The organism is Pelagibacterium sp., from assembly GCF_965249125.1.
Lineage (GTDB): Bacteria > Pseudomonadota > Alphaproteobacteria > Rhizobiales > Devosiaceae > Pelagibacterium.
In genome coordinates, this window is sequence record NZ_OZ252217.1 from 772,001 (window position 1) to 791,223 (window position 19,223).

General features: G+C 61.2%; 17 protein-coding genes. 8 read left to right on the forward strand and 9 right to left on the reverse strand.

Features of this window, described 5'->3' with window-relative positions:
* Positions 1-17: 17 nt before the first annotated feature.
* The 3 genes from ACP148_RS03825 to ACP148_RS03835 are packed head-to-tail and all read right to left on the reverse strand — an operon-like array spanning position 18 to position 3,551.
* Positions 18-932, reverse strand: a complete 915-nt coding sequence (locus ACP148_RS03825) for an ABC transporter permease (protein ID WP_421951269.1) — start codon at positions 930-932, stop codon at positions 18-20.
* Positions 925-2,019 (reverse strand): ABC transporter permease, encoded by a 1,095-nt coding sequence (locus tag ACP148_RS03830; RefSeq protein ID WP_421951270.1) that lies wholly within the window; start codon positions 2,017-2,019, stop codon positions 925-927. The genes ACP148_RS03825 and ACP148_RS03830 overlap by 8 nt, the downstream gene beginning before the upstream one ends.
* Positions 2,016-3,551: an ABC transporter ATP-binding protein gene (locus tag ACP148_RS03835; protein ID WP_421951271.1), complete on the reverse strand. Its 1,536-nt coding sequence runs from the start codon at positions 3,549-3,551 to the stop codon at positions 2,016-2,018. The genes ACP148_RS03830 and ACP148_RS03835 overlap by 4 nt, the downstream gene beginning before the upstream one ends.
* Before the next feature lie 229 nt (positions 3,552-3,780).
* Between ACP148_RS03835 and ACP148_RS03840 the strand changes: the two genes are divergently transcribed.
* Entirely contained in the window at positions 3,781-4,161 is a 381-nt protein-coding gene (locus ACP148_RS03840; protein WP_421951272.1) for a hypothetical protein, read from the forward strand.
* 1 nt (position 4,162) lies between these two features.
* On the opposite strand, the gene ACP148_RS03845 is transcribed toward ACP148_RS03840, so the two are convergent.
* Positions 4,163-4,606 (reverse strand): nuclear transport factor 2 family protein, encoded by a 444-nt coding sequence (locus tag ACP148_RS03845; protein WP_421951273.1) that lies wholly within the window; start codon positions 4,604-4,606, stop codon positions 4,163-4,165.
* A gap of 56 nt (positions 4,607-4,662) precedes the next feature.
* Positions 4,663-5,688: a LacI family DNA-binding transcriptional regulator gene (locus ACP148_RS03850; RefSeq protein WP_421951274.1), complete on the reverse strand. Its 1,026-nt coding sequence runs from the start codon at positions 5,686-5,688 to the stop codon at positions 4,663-4,665.
* A 206-nt stretch (positions 5,689-5,894) separates the two neighbouring features.
* Between ACP148_RS03850 and ACP148_RS03855 the strand changes: the two genes are divergently transcribed.
* From ACP148_RS03855 to ACP148_RS03870, 4 genes are all read left to right on the forward strand, one after another.
* Positions 5,895-7,430 (forward strand): sugar ABC transporter ATP-binding protein, encoded by a 1,536-nt coding sequence (locus ACP148_RS03855; RefSeq protein WP_421951275.1) that lies wholly within the window; start codon positions 5,895-5,897, stop codon positions 7,428-7,430.
* Complete coding sequence (locus tag ACP148_RS03860; protein WP_421951276.1) at positions 7,411-8,442, forward strand: ABC transporter permease; 1,032 nt, start codon at positions 7,411-7,413, stop codon at positions 8,440-8,442. Before ACP148_RS03855 ends, ACP148_RS03860 begins: the two co-directional genes overlap by 20 nt.
* Before the next feature lie 81 nt (positions 8,443-8,523).
* Positions 8,524-9,474, forward strand: coding sequence for a substrate-binding domain-containing protein (locus ACP148_RS03865; protein WP_421951277.1), 951 nt, complete (start codon positions 8,524-8,526; stop codon positions 9,472-9,474).
* A 271-nt stretch (positions 9,475-9,745) separates the two neighbouring features.
* Positions 9,746-10,681, forward strand: a complete 936-nt coding sequence (locus tag ACP148_RS03870; protein WP_421951278.1) for an IS110 family transposase — start codon at positions 9,746-9,748, stop codon at positions 10,679-10,681.
* A 14-nt stretch (positions 10,682-10,695) separates the two neighbouring features.
* Here the strand turns inward: ACP148_RS03870 and ACP148_RS03875 are convergent, their stop codons facing one another.
* From ACP148_RS03875 to ACP148_RS03890, 4 genes are all read right to left on the reverse strand, one after another.
* On the reverse strand, positions 10,696-12,225 hold the full coding sequence (locus ACP148_RS03875) for an alpha,alpha-trehalose-phosphate synthase (UDP-forming) (RefSeq protein WP_421951279.1): 1,530 nt from the start codon (positions 12,223-12,225) through the stop codon (positions 10,696-10,698).
* Positions 12,222-13,028: a trehalose-phosphatase gene (otsB, locus tag ACP148_RS03880; protein WP_421951280.1), complete on the reverse strand. Its 807-nt coding sequence runs from the start codon at positions 13,026-13,028 to the stop codon at positions 12,222-12,224. The genes ACP148_RS03875 and otsB overlap by 4 nt, the downstream gene beginning before the upstream one ends.
* Positions 13,029-13,276: 248 nt before the next feature.
* A complete protein-coding gene (locus tag ACP148_RS03885; protein WP_421951281.1) occupies positions 13,277-13,474 on the reverse strand; it encodes a hypothetical protein in 198 nt (65 codons plus the stop codon).
* A 483-nt stretch (positions 13,475-13,957) separates the two neighbouring features.
* Positions 13,958-14,407 carry a hypothetical protein gene (locus ACP148_RS03890; RefSeq protein WP_421951282.1) on the reverse strand — a complete coding sequence of 150 codons (450 nt, stop codon included), beginning with the start codon at positions 14,405-14,407 and terminating at the stop codon, positions 13,958-13,960.
* A gap of 276 nt (positions 14,408-14,683) precedes the next feature.
* Between ACP148_RS03890 and ACP148_RS03895 the strand changes: the two genes are divergently transcribed.
* From ACP148_RS03895 to ACP148_RS03905, 3 genes are all read left to right on the forward strand, one after another.
* Positions 14,684-16,441: a hypothetical protein gene (locus tag ACP148_RS03895; protein ID WP_421951283.1), complete on the forward strand. Its 1,758-nt coding sequence runs from the start codon at positions 14,684-14,686 to the stop codon at positions 16,439-16,441.
* Between the two features lie 68 nt (positions 16,442-16,509).
* Complete coding sequence (locus ACP148_RS03900; protein WP_421951284.1) at positions 16,510-17,499, forward strand: MDR family oxidoreductase; 990 nt, start codon at positions 16,510-16,512, stop codon at positions 17,497-17,499.
* An 80-nt stretch (positions 17,500-17,579) separates the two neighbouring features.
* Positions 17,580-19,112 (forward strand): acyl-CoA carboxylase subunit beta, encoded by a 1,533-nt coding sequence (locus tag ACP148_RS03905; RefSeq protein ID WP_421951285.1) that lies wholly within the window; start codon positions 17,580-17,582, stop codon positions 19,110-19,112.
* Positions 19,113-19,223: the final 111 nt, after the last annotated feature.

Genomic DNA, 19,223 nt, shown 5'->3' on the forward strand with positions numbered 1-19,223 from the left:
CCTTGAACTTGAGTTTTTTAGCGATCCGGCACGAAGCTCTTGCCGAGCGAGGCCGGGGTGTTGATCAGCGTCAGCCGCCGGTTCTGGGAAATCAAGACCAGAACCACGACGGTGGCGAGATAGGGGAGCGCCGAGAGGAACTGGGACGGAATACCGATCCCCAGAGCCTGGGCGTGTAGTTGACCGATGGACACCGCGCCGAACAGATAGGCGCCGGCCAGCACCCGCGCCGGGCGCCAGGAGGCAAACACTACGAGCGCCAGCGCGATCCAGCCACGTCCGGCCGACATGTTCTCGGTCCATTGCGGCGTGTAAACGAGCGAGAGATGCGCGCCGGCGAGCCCAGCGCAAGCGCCACCGAACAGGACGGCCAGATAGCGATAGCGGATAACCCCGATGCCCAGCGCGTGGGCCGACTGCGGATTGTCGCCGATCGAGCGCAGGGTCAGGCCCTGCTTGGTCCTGAACAGGAACCAGGCCACCGCGATGACCAGCGCTATCGAGATATAGAAAATCGGGTCCTGGCCGAACAGCAGGCGGCCGATGATCGGGATGTCTGAGAGCACCGGGATATCGAGAACCGGCATGCGCACGGCCGAGCGGCCGACATAGGGTTCGCCGATCAGGCCCGATAGGCCAAGACCCAGAATGGTCAGGGCAAGTCCCGTGGCGTACTGGTTGGTGGCGAGGGTGAGGGCGAGCACGGCAAAGAGCAGCGATAGCGCGGTGCCGAACAGAACGCCGACAAGGGCGCCGATGAACGGGTTTCCCGTGAGGATCATGCCCACGAAGCCGCCGACGGCGCCCATGACCATCATGCCCTCGACACCGAGGTTGAGAGTGCCCGAGCGCTCTACGACAAGCTCGCCGATGGCAGCGAGCAACAGCGGCGTTGCGGCGGTGGCGATGGTGAGAAGGATCGACTCAAGCATCGGCTATGCTCTCGGATGCCTTTGGCGCGCGCACGAGGCGGATGCGGTAGTGGATGAGTGTATCGCAGGCCAGGATGTAGAGCAGCAGGGCACCCTGAAAGACGCGGGCGACCTTGTCGGAAAGGCCGAGCGAGATCTGCGCGGCTTCGCCCCCGAGATAGGTCAGGGCCAGCACCAGCCCGGCGACGATCACGCCGAGCGGATTAAGGCGGCCCAGGAACGCCACGATGATGGCGGTGAACCCGTAGCCGGGCGAGATGATGGGGCGCAGCTGCGCCGAGGCGCCCGCCACTTCGATGATGCCCGCCAGCCCCGCGCACCCACCGGCAAGGAGGAAGGAAAAAAAGATCATCTTTTTCGCATCGAACCCGGCGAATTTGCCGGCGCGGGGGCTGGTGCCGAGCACTTTGATCTCAAAGCCCTTCAGCGTGCGCGAGAGCATGACCCAGATGGCGATGGCCACGATGACCGCAATCACGATCCCCCAATTGGCGCGGCCATCGGCTGGCATCAATTCGGGGATGCGGGCGAAAGAATGGAAGCGCACCGATTCGGGGAAATTCATGCCGCCCGGATTGCGCCAGGGGCCGCGCACCAGATAGTCGAGGATCAGCTCGGCCACATAGACGAGCATCAGGCTGACGAGGATTTCGTTTGTGTTGAATTTCGCCTTGAGCAGCGCGGGAATGCCTGCCCAAAGCGCGCCGCCGACAATGGCGAACGCCATCATCATGGGCAGAACGAATGGGGTTTGGAGGTCGGTGAACAGGACCGGAAATATCGAACCGGCCAAAGCCCCCATGATGAACTGGCCCTCGGCGCCGATGTTCCAGTTGTTTGAAAGGTAGCAGACCGATAGCCCGGCCCCCATCAGGATCAGGGGCGCGGCCTTGATGAGCAGCTCGTGGATCGACCACAACTCGGTCAGCGGCTCGATGAAATAGACGTAAAGCGCCGCCAGCGGGTCCTTGCCGAGAATGGCGAACATGATCGCGCCAGTCAGAACCGCCAGCGCGAGACCGATCAGCGGAGAGAGAAACTGCAGGGCGCGGGAGGGGTTGCCGCGCTTGATCAGTTCGAGCCTCATGCGGTCTGCCCCTCAAAGATGCCCGACATCTTGAGCCCGATGACGTTCCGGTCGGTCTGTGCGACGGGGGCGAAATCGGACAGGCGGCCCTCGGCGATCGCCGCGAGGCGGTCGGTGAATTCGAAAAGCTCGTCGAGGTCCTGGCTGATGACCAGAACGGCAGCGCCACCCTCGGCCAGGTCGACCAGGGTCTGGCGGATGCGCGCCGCCGATCCGGCATCGACCCCCCAAGTGGGCTGGTTGACGATGATGACTTTGGGGTCCTCGAGCACTTCGCGACCGATGATGAATTTCTGAAGATTGCCACCCGAGAGCGATTGAGCTGCGGGGTCGGGCGCGCTTTTGCGTACGTCGAGCTTGTCCACGATGGTATCGAGCAGGGCCTTGGCCTTGCCGCGATTGAGGAACATGCCCGATCTGAGGCCGGGATTGACCCGGTAGCGGGTGAGAATGACGTTTTCGCTCAGCGAGAGAGAGGGCACGGTGGCGTGGCCAAGCCGTTCCTCGGAGATAAAGACAGCGCCCTTGGCGCGGCGGGCCGAGATGTCGTCATGCCCCACGGGTTGGCCGAAAAGCGTGATCTGTTCAGGCCGACCGGCAAGGCGCTCGCCCGAGAGCACATCGAACAATTCGGACTGGCCATTGCCGGCAATTCCGGCAATGCCCACGATCTCGCCGGGAAACAGGTCGAGCGAAATTCCGTTAAGGGGCGTGCCGAACACCTCGCGGGAATCCATCGATAGATTGGCGATGGAGAGCAGCGGTTCGGCGCTCGGCGCGCGAGCTTTGGCGGGGCGGATCTGGTGGATATCGGCGCCGACCATCATTTTCGCGATCGAGGCGGCGGTTTCATCGCGCGGGATGCAGCTGCCCACGACCTTGCCGTGCCGCAGAATGGTGGCGCGTTCGCACAATGCGCGGACTTCCTCGAGCTTGTGCGAAATATAGAGAATGGCCTTGCCCTCGTCGCGGAGCTTGCGCAACACGGCAAAAAGGTCGTCGACCTCCTGGGGGGTAAGGACCGAGGTCGGTTCGTCCATGATGACAAGATCGGGATGGCCCAGAAGGCAGCGCACGATTTCGATGCGCTGGCGCTCGCCGACCGAAAGGTCGTGGACGTAGGCATGGGGTTTGAGCGGCAGGCCGTATTCGCGCGAAACGGTTTCGACGTCGGCGGCCACGGTCTTGATCGGCGCGTCGCCGGGCAGGGCGACTGCGACGTTTTCCGCGACGGTCAGTGCCTCAAAGAGAGAGAAATGCTGGAAGACCATACCCACGCCGAGTTGGCGCGCAAAGGCCGGATTGGGGATTGAGACGGGCTTGCTCCGCCAGACCATTTCGCCGGAATCGGGCTGGAGCGCGCCATAGAGCATCTTGACGAAGGTCGATTTGCCGGCGCCATTTTCACCCAGGAGAGCGTGGATTTCGCCGGGAAAAATTTCGAGATCGACGGAATCATTGGCCTTGAAGCTCCCGAAGGATTTGGTGAGACCTCTAAGGGTCAGCAGTGCTTCGGAGCCGCTTGCGGTCATCACGCGCCAAAATTGGACCAAATGGACAAAAACACTATGTCGTCACATTTACCGGGGCGCAAGACCGATTGCATTTCAGGTGGTGACTTGTTGAACGATATTTCTCGTTTGCTCAATTTTGCATCAGCACGTGTTGGAACGTGATGCCGGGACGAGCGTTTAACCGTCGACTGGCATCATGCCTGACCCGACGAACTCCGGATGAGTTCAATTCATGAGGGACGCACCCATGACCGATGAAAAGCCCGATCTTACAAAAACCGAAGCGCGGCAGGGCAATAGCCGCATGATGAACTCGCGCGTACTGGTCTATGGGCTGGTGGCCATCGTGGTTCTGTTTGCGGCGGTCTATTGGTTCAGCACGGCGACGTATGACGAAACCGCGACGACGACCGATGGCGGCACCACGCTCGAAGATGTGCCCGCTGCCGACGATGAGGTGGCCACCGATCTCGATGCGCTCCCCACCCCTGCGCCGACCGAAGACGCGGTGACCGAGCCGGAAGGCTCGGATGCACCAGCGATCGATACCCCGATAGAAACCGCGCCCGTCGATTCCGAAGGTCCGGCCGCCGAGCCGCTGGCAACCGAGCCCGAAGCGGGCCAGTAGGTCAATCCGGTATCAGATCGTATTGACGATAGATGGCCATCTCGTCGCCGGCTACAAATCCGAATATCTTGAGCTGGCCATCCCTGTCTTCGAGCATGTAGGTCACAGCGAAGGGAATGACGAGCGGTTCGTCATCTTTCTCATACTCGGCGGCATAGTGGACTTTCGCTATATAATGGCCCTCGTCGATGTCGGTGATCTGGACGCCCGTGACATTCATCTTTTTCGTTCCGATGGATTTGTAAAAGGCGCAGGACTTGTCGAGCGCCTGTGAAAAGCTCTCGTCGTTTTCACTGGTCATTACGCCCTCAGGACCGGCTGCGATGAAGCATGATGAAAAATGGGACCGTATAGCCCCGTAGTCCACACGATCGCCCAGCGATCGGTTATAGGCATCGAGATAGTCGGCAAAAAAGCTCTCGAAATCGGATTGGTCACGCGGCACTGATCTGTCTCCTGTTCGGAGTACAAACGCCATGGGAAGCCTCGTGTTCCTGCGCGCTATCGGGGGCGCCACACCGCCACTGAATTGCGCAGTATGAGTTCGGAGCGCAGAAGGATCTCGCGCCGGGCCGGTTTTTCCCCTTCGAGCATTTCGAGCAAGAGGTCCATGCTGGCCTCGCCAATCTTGAGGCGGGGCTGTTTCATCGTTGTCAGCGAGGGGGTGACGAAACTGGCAAAGGAAATGTCGTCAAAACCCATCACCGAGAATTCGTAGGGCAACGCGTAGCCTCTCGCCGTCAGCGCGATGAGCACGCCGAGGGCCGTGGCGTCGTTGACGCAGAAAAAGGCGGTGGGGAGCCGATCGCGGACAAACATGCGCTCGGCGGCGGCCCGGCCGCTTTCGGTGGTTCCGTCGGCTTCGAGTATGAAACTGGGTTGGACCGAAATGCCGGCCGCGGCCAATGCGGTGCGAAAGCCGCGCTCGCGCAATTGGGCGACAGCTCGGCCCGGAGATTGGCCTATGAACGCGATTTCCCGATGGCCCTGGCTGATGAGGTGGTCGGTCGCGACGCGCGCGCCTTCCACATTGTCGACCCCGACAAAGGGGATGTCGGAATTGGGGATCGGTTCGTTAATTGCGACCATCGGGGGCAGGCGCGCGCCTGGCTGGCTCTCGGCGAGGCCGAAGGGCAGGTGACCGGTCAGCAGGATAATGCCGTCGGCCTGGTTGGACGAGATGAAGCGCAGATAGTCGGTTTCCCGGACGGGATCGTTCTGCGTGTTGCCGATCAGGACACCGTAGCCGCGCTTGGAGGCCTCGGTTTCCAGTCCCACAAGAATGTTGGAAAAGTTCGGATCGCCAACGTCGGGGGCCAGGATCAGGATCATGTGGGAACGCCGCGTGCGCAGATTGCGCGCCATGGCGTTTGTCGTATAGCCGGTCTGGGCGACGGCTTCTATGACTTTGCGGCGCGTGGAATCGGCGACTTTGCCCGGTTCATTGAGCGCGCGGGACACCGTGGCGATCGAAACGCCGGCGATCAGTGCCACATCCTCGATCGTTGCTGGTTTGACCGCGCTCAAGGCTCCCCCGTGCCGGTGTTTCCCATGCGGATCCGGCCATTCAACGCATTGGAATCAAAGGAAACTGGCACCTCAACCCCAGCGTCATGTTTTATACACATCTCCCTTTATGTAAACCTTTACATGATAAATGAAAAGGTTTACACAATTAGCAATTGGGAGAAGCCGGCCGCAGCGTTGGCAGGAAATCGGGGGGAGGACTGGTGATGGCCGATAGCGCCAGTGCACCGCATATTCTTGCAGCGAGCAGAGTTTCCAAGAGCTTCGGCGAAGTGCCGGTGCTGTTCAGCGTCGATTTCGATGTTCGCGAAGGCGAAGTTCACGCCCTGATCGGAGAGAACGGCGCGGGCAAATCCACCCTTATCAAAATCCTCTCCGGCATCGAGCAGCCGACATCAGGCGCCATCGTGCTCGACGGTCAGCCGATCCGGCTTCCATCCAATGGCGAGAGCGCGTCGCTGGGGATTGTCGTGATCCATCAGGAACTCAATCTCGCCGAGCACCTGACCGTGGCCGAAAGCATCTTTCTGGGTCGCGAATGGGTGCGGTTCGGGTTTTTGCGCCGCAAGGACATGCAAGCCGAAGCCCAGCGCATTCTCGACAGCCTGCATGTGGCTATCGACCCCAATGCGCGCATCAATATGCTTTCGGTTGCCGACAAGCAGATGGTCGAGATCGCCAAGGCGATCAGTCGTGATGCGCGGGTGCTCATCATGGACGAGCCTACGGCCGTCCTGACATCGGCCGAGACGGATATTTTTTTTGAACAGGTCAGGCGGCTGAAGGCCAAGGGCGTGGCCATCGTCTTCATCTCCCACAAGCTCGACGAAGTCATGGCGTTGTCCGACCGCATCACCGTGCTGCGGGATGGGCAATTGATCGCGACCGTGGAGACCGGGGACCTGACCCCCGATGCCATCGCCGAGATGATGGTGGGGCGCGAATTGTCCAACCTCTATCCGCCCAAGCAGGAACCCGATGTCGACGCGCCGGTGATCCTCGACGTCGAGGGCCTCACGGCACCCGGCGTGCGGGGCGTCAGCTTTGCGCTGCGTCGCGGGGAGATTTTGGGCTTTGCCGGGCTGATCGGCTCGGGCCGGACGGCCGTCATGGAAGCCATCGTCGGGTTGGCGGAAAAGACGGGCGGAACGGTGCGGCTACGGGGCGAGCCGGTGGCGTTTTCGGGTATCGGTGAAGCGATCGATGCAGGGCTGGTCTATATGACCAAGGACCGCAAGGGGAAGGGGTTGCTGCTCAATGTGGGGTTGCAGCAGAACCTGACGCTGCTGACGCTCAAGCGGCATCTGCGGGCCGGGTTTTTGAACGAGGCGAGCGAGGTCGAGGCCATGGAGCGTGCGACCCGGCGGTTCGACATAAGGGCACGCGATGCCTCGGTCCGGGTGGGCCAGCTTTCGGGCGGCAATCAGCAGAAGCTGATGCTCGGCAAGGCCATGGAAAGCGAGCCCGAAATCGTCATCATCGACGAGCCGACGCGGGGCATCGATGTCGGCACCAAGCAGCAGATTTATCACATCATCGCCGCCCTCGCCAAAGAGGGCAAGTCGATCATCGTGGTCTCGTCCGAGATGCAGGAGGTGATCGGGCTCGCGCACCGGGTGGTGGTGATGCGCGAAGGGCGCCGCATGGGTACGCTCGAGGGCGCGGAAATCAAGGAAGGAGAAATCATGCGCTATGCCGCTGGGCTCAAGGGAGAATCTGACGATGACCGCGCAAGCGCATGAGGGCGTAAAGCCCGCCAGAAAGCGGTTCAGGATCGATTATCACACCTTCGGGCCGCTGGTGGCGCTGATTGCGCTTTGCATATTGGGTTTTGCGCTCAATTCGGCCTTTGCCTCGGAGGGCAATATTTCCAACCTGCTCACGCGATCGGCCTTTATCGGCATCATCGCTGTTGGAGCGACGTTCGTTATCACCGCGGGCGGGATCGATCTTTCGGTCGGGTCCATGGCGGCAGTGATTTCAGGTGTGATGATCATTGTCATGAACGCGGCCATCGAAACGCTGGGAACCGGTGTTTCCACTGTTCTGCTCGGCTGTGCGGCCTCGGTGCTCTTGGGGCTTGCGGCGGGCTTTCTCAATGGCTTCATGACCACCAAGGGCAAGATCGAAGCCTTTATCGTGACGCTTGGCACCATGGGGATATTCCGCTCGCTGGTGACCTATTTCGCCGATGGCGGCACGCTGTCGCTGGCCTTCGATATCCGCGACGCCTATCGCCCGGTCTATTACGGCAATCTTTTGGGTGTTCCCATTCCGGTGGTGGTGTTTGCGGTGGTCGCGGTTCTGGGCTGGGTTCTGCTCAATCGCACCGCGTTCGGCCGATATTGCATGGCGATCGGGTCAAACGAAACCGTGGCGCGCTATTCGGCGATCAAGGTCGATCGTGTGAAGACGCTGACCTATGTCATCCAGGGACTGTGCGTTTCTATCGCTACGATCATTTACGTTCCGCGCCTGGGCTCGGCCTCATCCTCGACAGGCGTATTATGGGAGCTTGAAGCGATTGCCGCGGTCATTATTGGCGGCACTATGCTCAAGGGCGGCTATGGCCGGATCGGTGGCACGGTGATCGGGGCGATCATGCTCACGACCATCGGCAATATCCTGAACCTCACCGATATCATCTCGAACTATCTCAACGGTGCGGTGCAGGGCGTCATCATCATCGCCGCTGTCTGGCTGCAGCGGGGCAATCTTGGTCATCTCAACATCTTTCGGAAGACCAGGGGATAAAGATTCCAACCGGCGACAAACAAATGCCGGCGGGGGCAGCGCCTTGAGGAGAGGCGCGACACACAACCAAGGAGGACTATCATGCGAACACTCAAGCTCATCGCGGGCGCTGCCTTGTGCAGCGTTGCGCTGGGAGTCACCGCTGTAGCGGCACAGGAAATCAAGATCGGTGTCTCCATTCCTGCCGCAACCCATGGCTGGGCCGGTGGCCTCAACTGGCACGCCGAGCAAGCCATGAACCGGCTTGAAGAGGCCAATCCCGATATCGACATCATCCTGATCGCTGCCGACGGTCCGGCACAGCAGGCCAACGATCTCGAGGATCTCATTTCGATCCACCAGATCGACGCCCTCGTGGTTCTGCCCTTCGAATCCGAGCCGCTCACCGATCCGGTGCGGATGGTCAAGGATTCCGGGGTTTTCGTTACGGTGGTCGACCGTGGTCTGGCCCAGGAAGGGATCGAGGACGTTTACGTCGCGGGCAACAATACCGCGCTGGGAACGGTCTCGGGCGAATATTTCCTCTCCCGGCTTGGCGAGGGTGACAACATCGTCATCCTGCGCGGCATTCCCACGGTGATCGATGATGAGCGTTTCAACGCGTTCATGGAAACCATCGATGGCTCGGGCATCAACGTGCTGGACAACCAGTACGCCAACTGGAACCGGGATGACGGATTTGAAGTGATGCAGGACTTCCTGTCGCGCTTCCCCGATATCGACGGCGTCTGGGCACAGGATGACGACATCGCGCTCGGCGTTATCGAGGCGGTTCGCCAGGCGGGCCGCGAAGATGAATTGTTCATTGTCGGCGGGGCCGGCATGAAGGAAATCATCCAGATGGTCATGGAAGGATCGGAACTGGTGCCGGTCGACGTTCTCTATCCGCCCGCGATGATCGCCACGGCCATGGACGTGACCGTCAGCCATTTCACATCGAACGGTCCGGTGTCGGGCGAATATATCCTGGGCGCGCCGTTGATTACGCCCGAGAATGCCGAAAACTACTATTTCCCGGATTCGACATTCTGATCTGCACTTCCTCCCACAGTGCAAACAGAGAGGGCGGCTCGCGGGCCGCCCTTTTGCTGGACACGCTTGTCTTATGAAAGAACCGGCTGTTGTGCGATGAAAGGGCCAGTGTGCGCCATGTGCTTTATGGCGCGCACTGGCGGCGGTTGGATCGATACGGGCTTGGTCGTGATGGACCGTTTTAGAGTGTGATCGACCGCCGTCTTCGCCTGAGGCCTGAACGGATACAGAGCGGCGCAAGCCCTCTAGGACAAGCATAGGACACGCGAAGATGACCAAGGATAGCATCGGCATCGACATCTCGAAAGCCAATCTCGACGCCCATAGCGCCAGAACCGGTGAGACGGCCCGGTTTGCCAATTCTCCGGCCGGCCTGCGTGCCCTGAGGCGCTGGATCGGACCCCAACGCCCCGATCTGATCGTCTATGAAGCGACCGGTCCCTATCACGCAGCCTTCGAGCGCGCATTGGCCGCAAGCCTGCCCCTGGTCAAGGTCAATCCCCTGCAGGCGCGCCGATTTGCCCAGGCACGAGGAGCCCGGGCCAAGACCGATGCCGTCGACGCGCGCATGCTGGCTGCCATGGGCGCCGCATTCGATCTCGCCCCCAATGAACCCCAGCCCGAAAATCAACACGTCCTCAAAGAATTGCAGATCGCGCGCATGGCGCTGATCAAGGACCGTACACGCCTGTTGAACCGGCAAAAGACGCAGACCTTGGCCATCACCAGACGCCAGACAAGGGCAAGGCTCGATCAGATCAAACGGCACCTCGCCGAGTTGGACACCCAGGTGCAGCGCCTTGTACGCCAGTGCCCGGACCGGGCGCGGGCCTTCGATATCATGTGCTCAATCCCGGGAGTGGGGCCGGTCACTGCTGCCGCCATCGTGATCGAATGTCCCGAAATCGGTACAATGACCCCAAAGCAGGCCGCAAGCCTTGCAGGCCTTGCTCCCATGACACGGCAATCGGGGCAGTGGCGCGGAAAGGCTTTCATCCAGGGAGGGCGAAAGTTCCTGCGCGACGCCCTCTATATGCCAGCCCTGGTCGCTGCCCGATACAATCCCGACCTCAAACGAAAATACAACGCCATGATCGGAGCCGGAAAACCACCAAAACTCGCCCTGACCGCCCTGATGAGAAAACTCATCGAACTCGCAAACACACTCATCAAACACGACCGGAAATGGACACCAAAAACCGCTTGATCAAAACGGATACTCTAAGTGCCCGAAAAGACCGAGCGCAGCCAGGGCAGGAGGGACAGACGTGGGGCGCGTTGCTCAAGAGACATTGACGCCGGCCGGCCCAGGGCTCCGGCGCGTGGAAGCAGTTCGCCCTTGCTGTCCCGGTCGGCGTCAGGATCCTCGTCGTCCGATGCGCCAGATGGCCTATCGCCGGTCAATGCGGCCAGATAGCTGCTGGCCCAATTGTCGACATTGTGGGTCTGCGCCACTTTCATCAGGCGCTGCCAGCGCTCCTTGCGCTCTTGGAGTGGCATGGCGATGGCCTGGCGCATGGCTTCGGCGGTTTCGTCGGTATCGAAGGGGTTGATGATCAAGGCATCGTGGAAGATTTCCGCCGCCCCGGCGAACCGCGAAAGGACAAGAACGCCCGGATTTTCCGGGTTCTGGGAGGCGACATATTCATGGGCGACCAGATTCATCCCGTCGCGCAGAGGTGTGACCAGCCCGATGCGGGCGAGGCGGTAAAGACCCGCCAGCGAGGCCTGCGAATAAGCGCGTTTGACATAGGTTATGGGCAGCCAGTCTGGTTCGGCAAAGCGCCCAGTGAGCCGGCCGACAGCCGTATCGAGCTCGTCGGAAATCACCTGATATTCCTTGATCGTATCGCGCGAGGGTGGGGCGATCTGGATCATGTGGACGGCCCGCCGGAGATTGGCGTTGTTTTCGAGCAGCTTCTCGTAAGCCTGGACACGCTGGGGAAGGCCCTTGGAATAGTCGAGCCTGTCGACACCGAGGATCATCCCACGCCCGTTCATTGAGCGTTCAACCCGCTTGTACATCTTCTGGGCGTTGGGGCTGGTGGCGAGTTTCGAGAAGGCCTCGGGGTCAGAGCCGATAGGGAAGGCCTCGAGGACGGTGTCGCCAAGTTCGATCTCGAACGGCGTGCCGCCGGCCTGGCGGTACATCTCTTCATGGGCGATGAATTCGTTGAAGGCCGCAACGTCACGCTGCGCCTGGAAACCGACGAGGTCATAAGCCAGCAGATCGGTGAGCAGTTCCTCATGATGGGGAATGGCGTTCAGCGCATCGGGGGTGGGGAAGGGGATGTGGAGGTAGAACCCGATCTTGTTGCGGATGTTTCGCCGGCGCAGTTCGGTGGCCAGCGGGATCAGATGATAGTCATGCACCCAGATGACGTCGTCGGGCTCGATATGCTTGGCGATGGCCTCGGCGAACTGCACATTGACCCGGCGATAGCCCTCATACCAGTGCGAATGGATGTCGGTCAGGTCGAGCCGCAAATGGAAGGCGGGCCAGAGGATGGAATTGGAAAAGCCCGCATAATAGCTTTGGTGATCGGATTTGGTGAGGTCGATCGAGCCGATCTGCAACCCGTCTATGGTCTCGAATTTCGCATCCCGGCTCGGTGCTTCGGCAAATGCGCCGGACCATCCAAACCAGAAGCCGTCCCTTGCCGACAGGGTTTTCTTGAGGGCCACTGCAAGGCCGCCGGCAGCGGGGGCCTTTCCGGGGATACGATTTGAAACGACGACAAGACGGCTCATCTGACCCTGCTTTCCTGGATTCTTTGATCCGCAAAATCGGATGCGGTGGTGCTTGGTTCCCTCGCGATCAGCGCGTCAAAATAACTCAGCAGCGAGGCGATGTCGGGCAGGATGAATCGGGCGCCGGTCTGCGTTTGCCGACCGATCCTGATGCCGAATCCGCCAAGCCGTTCCGCCGCCGCAAACCCATCCTCATCGGTTACATCGTCGCCGATAAAAATTGGGGTGCGACCGGCAAACGGCTTAACCTGCATCAAGCGGGTGACCGCGGATCCCTTGTCGGCTGACCTGGGACGGGCTTCCACCACCATCTTGCCGGCGATGGCGTGGAAATCGGGAAATCCCTCAAGCGCCCGGGCAAGGGCGGCACTGGCGATTGCGCCCTTCTCGGGTGCTGCGCGGTAGTGGACAGCAACACCGGTCGGTTTTGGTTCGACCAGAATACCTTCCTGGCCAGCCAATGTATCGGAAACACGAGCGATAATGGCCCTGGCGCCTGAAACGAGGTGAGGTTGGGGGCCTTGCCGTTTCCCCCCATGGCGGAGTTCTGCGCCATGGCTGCCGGTAACCGAAAACTCCTGGGAGGGCAGGAAGCCGTCAATCGTTTCGATGGTGCGGCCCGTGACGATGGCCAGAGCGCCATCGAGCGCGGCGTACAGGGAACGGAGTCGGTCGGGCAGGTCGTCGGAAACCACGACCGCGTCCGGATGTGAGGCGATCTCGACGAGGGTGCCGTCGAAATCGGTAAAAATCGCTACCGGACCCGAACTGGCGGACAGGATAGCGGAAACCGGGTTTTGCATAATCTCCGGGGCTTGGCTGTTGAGGTTCGCTCCATCAGTTCAATGTCCATCAGGACAAAGGGTTCCAGACTACAGGGGCATGGCATGTGTCACGACAATGACCCGGTGACCCGGCCAATACAGACTCGTCGAGGTTGCGCGCCGGCGCAACCGTCCTCAGTGCATACCGGCTAGTCACCGGGTGCAACATAATATGAAAACAGGCTGGATGCCTGGCCAGGGATGCCCCCGGCCAGGGCGTAATCTTGTCAGCGCTGGATAGCGGCCTGAACGTGTAATCCCGATACGGGGCAATCCGAGGAGATGCTCGTTTCGATGCAGGCAACGCTGGCAACGTCCATCTTGGGCGTCGCCGTCAATCCATTGGCTTGAGTGATCGTCAAGATGACGATGAACAGGCTGGCCGCGAGGGCGGTCAGACTGACGAGGCGTGGTGTGGTCATCATGGTGGCCTCCCCGCACATGTCCGGAAAAGACGGCGGACCGAACCGCAGAGCTTTCCGGAAAGTTAACGCCGCTTACAGGGGGAGAATGCTTGAGACGAAACCGTCTGGCAAGCCTTTGTTAACAGATTGAAACAATCGGGGTAAAAGCCTGCCGCTCATCGCCGGAAAGATCGGTTTCAAAACAGCGGATTAGCCCGCCCGGATGGTGCGGAACGGCTTGCGCAGGCGGTGGAAAAGATGGGGAGAGGTGCGGCAAGTGCCGGCCGGCAAGACTACGCATGCCCCTCTCCCCCTTGAAGCCCGGCGGAACGAGGACGCAGGTCCACCGGTCTTCTCTATCGCGGCAAGGGAGGGACAAGCCGCGATGAACGCAGAGGGCCAACAGGCCGGAAAAAGGCGGGAGGAATGAATGTAAACACGTTCCTTGGGGGACGCATTAAGGAGTACATTCCTCCCTATCGAACGCAGCCGGGGACGCGGTGGCTACGCCCGAATGGGCCAGGTAACGGCTTCCCGTACCCAGAAATCTATCATTCTCGCCATCTCGGCCCGATAGGCACCCAAATCGTGATGGCGGACAAAAACGGCATCGGCACCGCTTTTGAGGAGCGCATGACGACTTTCGTCTGCTCCTGTATCTGCTATGGCTGCGACCGGAACGCGCGCGGTTGCTGCGAGGTTCCAGATGCCGGAAATGAACGCCGCCGATGCCCCGCTGTGCGATTTGAGGTCGACGATCACCATGTCGGGCCGCTCGGCTGCAGATGCACCCAGAAGGCGAAAAAGCGTCCGCCTGGCCCGCCCGGCGTTTCCGATCCAGGCAACGCGCGCGGGCGAGGCATTCAACTGCATTGCCCTGCGCATCAGGCGCGCGGCATGGATATGGTCGTCAACGAGCACGAATAACGGCTCGGGCGCGGCGTTGCTGGACATTAGCCTCAACCAAAAAACAAGAGCGATGGGCCGGTCCTGGGTGCGAACCGGCTGGCTCAAAAATGCGACAGATTGGGAAACTCGGCGCCTCTCCGCCAAGAGGTCACCCCAATCGCGGGCCCTGACGTGCCAAACGACGGCAACGGGCAATCGCGATGGCAGGGATATGGTCCAATTCGCGCGCGGGTGAAATGTTATCCGCCGTAACGGGCGGTAAAAGGCTGGTCGATTTACATGTAAAACGCAGACGTCTAGTGTGGTCCGAAGGAGGAGCGCATGCCGGAGGGGCGGGTGTATGCCGAGGACCAACAAATAGCGGTTCGCCGAGCGCTCGACGAGCTTCTGGCATGGCCGGCCATGGCACGATCCCCAAGGCTGTCGGCGTTCCTCTCCTATATCGTGGATGCGGCACTTGCGGGGCGGTCAGGCTCTGTAAAAGCTTATTCCATCGCCGTTGACGTTTTCGGGCGGGACGAAAACTTCGATCCGCAATCCGACCCCATCGTCAGGGTGCAGGCGCGCCGGTTGCGTGGCCTGATCGAGGAATTCGACAGGCTCGATCTGGGCCGGGCGCCCGTTCGAATCGTCCTGCCGGTCGGCCGCTATGTTCCCGAATTCGTGCCACGCGGAGATGGACCGGCGATTGGAAAGGATGGGGCGGAGCCATCCGACAATGCAGATGATGGAGCTGCTCCCCGGCCGCCGCAGTCACCGTCGCGATCGATATGGGTGGCTGGGGCCATTGCCGCTGTTTTGCTCGTCGCCTCGCTCTATTTCTGGCCCGAGCTTGGACAGCGCACCTCGCCGGGACCGGCAATCGTTCAACCGGCGATGCCGCTCGTTGTCGTCGAGGATTTCGAAAATCTCACCGATGACCAGCGTACTACGCCGCTGGTAGCCGGCCTGGCGCTCGAACTTGTCACCGACCTCAATCAATTCTCCGATCTCTCGGCGCGCTATGGCGGGCCGCAAGCCGATTCCGGTGAGGTTCAGGGAACCAATGGCGGGGTGTATGTGCTTTCGGGCGTGGCGCGAAGGTCGCCACGCGGCATTCTCTATTCCATCCTGTTGCAAGAAGCGCCCACACGTTCGGTTGTCGCGACCTTTGAAGTGGAGGTGCCCTTGGACAATGGCGCTCCCAACATGAATTTGCAGGATGTCTCGGAGGCGTTTTCGCTGCGGCTCGGTAGCCCGCGCGGACCGTTGCACAAGGCAGCGCGAAGCTGGATCGTGGCCCGTGCGGCGGAAGAGGAGCCGGTGCTAGAACCCTATCCTTGCCTGATTGCCTACGGAATGTTTCGCGAGCAACGTACGACATTTGATGGCGAGGCGCTGGAGCGGTGTGCGCGCCAATCCATGGCCGATGGCTGGCCGGAAGGCGCCGCCATTCTGGCTGTGCTGACAGCTGACAGGGGATGGCGGGTCGGCGCCGACACCGCGGAAGGGGCTGCCCTTATCGAACAGGGGCGTCAACTTGCCGAGCAAGCCATAGGTCTGGAGCCGACCAATGCATTCAATTGGGCCCAACGGGCTTACGTGGCCTTCCTTTCGGGTGAAATCGGCCTTGCTCGCGACGACTACAACACGGCGGTTCAACTCAATCCCGCCATGGTCGACGTGCTGGCGGACTACGGCTATGTGGAAAGCCTGAACGGCAATTGGGAGGCGGCCCGGAACCTTTCGCAACGGGCGCTGTCCGTTGAGGTCAATCCTCCCGATTTCTATTCCATCGTCCCGACGCTGTGGGCCATGCGCGAGGGCGATTACGCCCAGGCGGCGGCCGTCGGTGAGCGCATGGTTTCGGCGGTTCCCGATTTGGGAACGGCCGTCATGGTGGCGGCCGGCGGCCAGTTGCGGGACGCCGATATCATCAACGCCTACCTGCCCAGACTTCTGGCCAGCCAGCGATTTCGGCGGTTGGGCATCATGCCGGCGTTGCGGCAACATGTGCTCGATCCGGACCTGTTGCGCGCGATTTCGAGCGGCATCATCAGCGCCGGCGTACCGCTCGACCGGCTGGCCAATCCTTTCTGATCGCGCGGCCCGATTGCGACTGGACGCGCCAGCCAAATCACTGTGAGATGGTGGCGGGAGGTGGCGTCATGAGTTTTAGAGCACTGGTTACCCACAAGGAGGCGGACGGCAAGGTTGCGTCGCGGATTGCTGAGCTCGATGAGGCGGAACTGCCAGAGGGCAACGTTCTCGTCGGCATCGATTGGGCAGGGTTCAATTACAAGGATGGGCTGGCGCTTTCGGGCATCGGCGGACTGGTGCGCGAGTATCCCCATATCGGCGGCGTCGACTTCGCCGGTCGGGTGATCGAAAGCACCGACGGGCGCTATCATCCGGGACAGGCCGTGGTGCTGACCGGATGGCGGGTCGGCGAATGGCACTGGGGCGGGTTTGCCACGCGGGCGCGGGTGGAGGCCGATTGGCTGGTGCCGCTGCCAAAGGAGATTTCCACGCGCAGCGCCATGGTATTGGGCACGGCGGGGCTCACGGCCATGCTGGCGGTCAACAGGCTCAAATCGGAAGGCATCAAGCCCGGAGACGGCGATATTCTGGTGACCGGGGCCGGCGGGGGCGTGGGTTCCATGGCGGTGCTGCTGTTGGCGCGCCTTGGATACAAGGTTCATGCCATGACCGGACGGGCCGATCTCGCGGACGATCTCAAGGCGCTCGGAGCAACCGAAGTGGTCGGTCGCGAGGTGTTGGCACCGACGGGCAAAAAGCTGTTGGCAACGCGCTGGATCGGGGCGGTCGACAGCGTGGGCGGAGCGCCGCTGGGCGAGATGCTCAAGCAGATCCACACGGGCGGCTGTGTTGCAGCGGTTGGCCTGGCGGCGGGGGATACATGGGACGCCAGTGTCATTCCGTTTATTTTGCGCGGGGTGACGCTTGCGGGCATCGATAGCGTCATGCAGCCTTTCGAGGCACGCATGGCAGCATGGGACAGGCTCGCAACGCTGTTCGGGTTCAGCGTTTATGAGCGGATGGTGCGCGAGGTGGGCCTGGAGGACCTGACCGCCGCCTCCAAAGACATTCTGGCCGGCAAGGTCAGGGGGCGGGTCATCGTGTCGCCCAAGGGGTAAATTGCCTTACAGCGCTGCAAAAGTCTCTCGAAATTTTGCCGGATCGCTATAGGGTAATGGGATATTTGCCGGAGGATTTCATGCAGGACGTTATCGATGCGCTCGATCAGAAGCGCGAACACGCGCGGCAGGGTGGGGGCTTACGGCGTATCGAGGCGCAGCATGCCAAGGGCAAACTGACGGCGCGTGAGCGGATCGACGTGCTGCTCGATCCGGGCAGTTTCGAAGAATACGATATGTTCGTTACCCATCGCACCCGCGATTTCGGGATGGACGAACAGGTGATCCCCGGCGACGGCGTTGTGACGGGTTGGGGCACGATCAACGGTCGGCTCGCCTACGTCTTTTCGCAGGATTTCACGGTGTTCGGCGGTTCGCTGTCTGAAACGCATGCCCAGAAGATATGCAAGATCATGGATCTGGCCGTCCAGAACGGCGCGCCGGTGATCGGGCTCAACGATTCCGGCGGCGCGCGCATTCAGGAGGGTGTCGCCTCACTCGGCGGTTATGCCGAAGTGTTTTGGCGCAACGTGCAAGCGTCGGGCGCGGTGCCGCAGATATCGGTCATCATGGGGCCATGCGCGGGTGGCGCCGTCTATTCGCCGGCCATGACCGATTTCATCTACATGGTGAAAGACACCAGCTACATGTTCGTCACCGGGCCGGACGTGGTCAAGACCGTGACCAATGAAAGCGTGACCCATGAGGAACTGGGCGGGGCCTCGACGCACACGAAAATCTCCTCGGTGGCCGATGCGGCGTTCGAGAACGACATCGAAACCCTGCTCGAGGTGCGGCGCCTGTTCGACTTCCTGCCGCTTTCGGCGCGAGAAAAAGCGCCACGCGTTGCCACCAATGACCAGATCGACCGACGCGAGGACAGCCTCGATACCCTGATCCCGGCCAATGCCAACACGCCCTACGATATGGCTGAGGTGATCGAAAAGATTGCCGATGAAGGCGATTTTCTCGAGCTCCAAAAGGACCACGCCGGCAACATCCTTACCGGCTTCATCCGGCTCAACGGGCAGAGCGTTGGCGTGGTCGCCAACCAGCCCATGGTGCTTGCCGGGTGCCTGGACATCAACGCATCGAAAAAGGCGGCGCGGTTCATCCGGTTCTGCGACAGTTTCGATATCCCCATCCTGACCTTCGTGGACGTGCCCGGCTTTCTGCCCGGCGTGGCGCAGGAATATGGCGGCATCATCAAGCATGGCGCCAAGCTGCTGTTCGCCTATGCCGAGGCGACGGTGCCCAAGGTCACCGTCATCACGCGCAAGGCCTATGGCGGCGCTTATGACGTGATGAGCTCAAAGCACATCCGCGCCGACGTGAACTATGCCTGGCCGAGCGCGGAAATCGCCGTGATGGGCGCCAAGGGCGCAACGGAAATCCTTTATCGCTCCGAACTGGGCGATGCCGACAAGATCGCGGCACGCACCAAGGAATATGAGGACCGCTTCGCCAACCCCTTCGTCGCCGCCGAGCGCGGCTTTATCGACGACGTCATCATGCCCCACAACACCCGCCGCCGCGTGGCGCGAGCGTTCGAGAGCCTGAGACACAAGCAGGCGCATGTGCCCGTCAAAAAGCATGGAAATATCCCGCTGTGAGGAAGAGGACGGGACTTGGAGCGCGTGGCATCACCCCTCCCCATCCCTCCCCATCAAGGGGAGGGTGCGGGCCGGGAGTGGGGCAGGGTGGTGTAAATTGCTCTTGCGCGG

Coding starts and splice junctions, on each gene's coding strand:
- ACP148_RS03885 (WP_421951281.1), bottom strand. CDS start 13,474: ATGATGACCACACCACGCCTCGTCAGTCTGACCGCCCTCGCGGCCAGC.
- ACP148_RS03900 (WP_421951284.1), top strand. CDS start 16,510: ATGAGTTTTAGAGCACTGGTTACCCACAAGGAGGCGGACGGCAAGGTT.
- ACP148_RS03895 (WP_421951283.1), top strand. CDS start 14,684: ATGCCGGAGGGGCGGGTGTATGCCGAGGACCAACAAATAGCGGTTCGC.
- ACP148_RS03825 (WP_421951269.1), bottom strand. CDS start 932: ATGCTTGAGTCGATCCTTCTCACCATCGCCACCGCCGCAACGCCGCTG.
- ACP148_RS03875 (WP_421951279.1), bottom strand. CDS start 12,225: ATGAGCCGTCTTGTCGTCGTTTCAAATCGTATCCCCGGAAAGGCCCCC.
- ACP148_RS03905 (WP_421951285.1), top strand. CDS start 17,580: ATGCAGGACGTTATCGATGCGCTCGATCAGAAGCGCGAACACGCGCGG.
- ACP148_RS03860 (WP_421951276.1), top strand. CDS start 7,411: ATGACCGCGCAAGCGCATGAGGGCGTAAAGCCCGCCAGAAAGCGGTTC.
- ACP148_RS03855 (WP_421951275.1), top strand. CDS start 5,895: ATGGCCGATAGCGCCAGTGCACCGCATATTCTTGCAGCGAGCAGAGTT.
- ACP148_RS03840 (WP_421951272.1), top strand. CDS start 3,781: ATGACCGATGAAAAGCCCGATCTTACAAAAACCGAAGCGCGGCAGGGC.
- ACP148_RS03870 (WP_421951278.1), top strand. CDS start 9,746: ATGACCAAGGATAGCATCGGCATCGACATCTCGAAAGCCAATCTCGAC.
- ACP148_RS03830 (WP_421951270.1), bottom strand. CDS start 2,019: ATGAGGCTCGAACTGATCAAGCGCGGCAACCCCTCCCGCGCCCTGCAG.
- otsB (WP_421951280.1), bottom strand. CDS start 13,028: ATGCAAAACCCGGTTTCCGCTATCCTGTCCGCCAGTTCGGGTCCGGTA.
- ACP148_RS03865 (WP_421951277.1), top strand. CDS start 8,524: ATGCGAACACTCAAGCTCATCGCGGGCGCTGCCTTGTGCAGCGTTGCG.
- ACP148_RS03890 (WP_421951282.1), bottom strand. CDS start 14,407: ATGTCCAGCAACGCCGCGCCCGAGCCGTTATTCGTGCTCGTTGACGAC.
- ACP148_RS03835 (WP_421951271.1), bottom strand. CDS start 3,551: ATGACCGCAAGCGGCTCCGAAGCACTGCTGACCCTTAGAGGTCTCACC.